This is a genomic window from Anaerotignum lactatifermentans (genome assembly GCF_014982935.1).
GTDB classification, from domain to species: domain Bacteria; phylum Bacillota; class Clostridia; order Lachnospirales; family Anaerotignaceae; genus Anaerotignum; species Anaerotignum lactatifermentans.
Genome location: NZ_JADCKK010000131.1, coordinates 1 through 1,422, shown reverse-complemented (window position 1 = coordinate 1,422; position 1,422 = coordinate 1). Strand labels below are relative to the sequence as shown.

Genomic DNA, 1,422 nt, shown 5'->3' with positions numbered 1-1,422 from the left:
ATGAGGCGGCTACGGCTCTTGTCGACATCGGCGCCGTTGAAGATGTCATAGGCCCAGAAGATGTTGTCGACACCGCACGACAGGTCGACGGCGTCGGCCGCCTCGTCGGGCGTCGTGACCATATAGAGCTTGGCGGGGTCGATGCCGGCCAGGCTCAGGCGCAACAGCAGGTCCTCGTTGGTCACGCCCTGCGCGATCACCTGCTTGATCGCAGGGTCGGTCAGGTACTCGAAATCGGACTGGTAGTACCAGCCGATGTACTCGGTGGTGGTGGGGCTCTCCGCCTTGTGCGCGTCCGCGAGCATGAGGATCACGATCTTATCGCCCGGCTCCCGACGGATGGTGTCGAGCGCCACCGAGGTCGCGGTGCTGTTCTCACCCTTCGACGCCAGGGCGACGAGGCGCTTCCCGCCGACCTCCTGCTCCGCGTACCGGGCCGCCGTGACGTTGATCCCGCGCTCGAGCGAGGCGGCGATGGCCTCGGGCGCGAGCCCCATCTCGCGCGCCACGACGGTCGCGGCGAACAGGTTGTAGAGGTTCGTGATGGAGTACACGCCGAACCGGTAGGTGTACGTCGGCGCACCCGGCGCCGCGTTCTCGCGCACCGTGAAGGCGTGCGCCGCACGGTCGACCGAGACCACCTCGTACGCGGGGTCGGGGTTGGCGAAGCCGCACGAGGTGCAGTGCGCGCGTCCGAGGTGCCGCAGGTGGCAGTAGTCGTACTCGAGCCTGCCGCCGCACTCCGGGCACGCCGTGAGGTCGCAGGCGATGCCCTGGGGCTCCGGGGTGTCCTCGGCGAGCCTCCCGATGGAGAAGTAGACGCGGTTGCGGTTCTGCGGGGCGAGCCGGCAGCTGATGAGGTCGTCCGCGTTCAGGATCAGCTTCGTGTCGGGCGAGATGTGCTCGCTCATGACCGAGAAGATGAAGTCGGGGTTCGCGTTGCGCGAGAAGGAATCGCGATACAGGTTGGTGACCAGCAGGATATCCGGCGTGACATGGGGCAGCACGCGGCGGAACGACAGCTCGTCGAGCTCCATGACGGCCGTATCGACGCGCTGGTGCCCGGCGAGGGAGGCGTTCTTGATGAGCGTGCTCTCCACGCCGGCGATCACGTTGCCGCCCGCGCGGTTGTCCACGTGGCGCACGCCGTTGTCCGTCAGCAGGTCGTTCAGCAGATTGTTGGTGGTCGTCTTGCCGTTGGTCCCCGAGACGAAGACGATCCGCCGGGGCTTCTCGATATGCGCGAGGAAGACCGGGTCGATGCGCTCGGCGATCACGCCGGGCATCTGCCCCGCGTTACGGCGCATCAGCTTGAGGCCGGCGGCAGCGGCCTTGGACGCCGCCAGGGCGAGGTGGAAGCGAGGGCCCCCATGCCCCCGGGTACCGTCGTTCACTACAGCTTTCCCTTCTGCAGGCAAACAG

General features: G+C 67.3%; 1 protein-coding gene. It reads right to left on the bottom strand.

From position 1 onward, the window contains the following. Positions 1–1,394: MurT ligase domain-containing protein (locus tag INF29_RS14195; RefSeq protein WP_207728188.1), on the bottom strand; the 1,394-nt coding region annotated here is incomplete at its 3' end. Positions 1,395–1,422 lie beyond the last annotated feature (28 nt).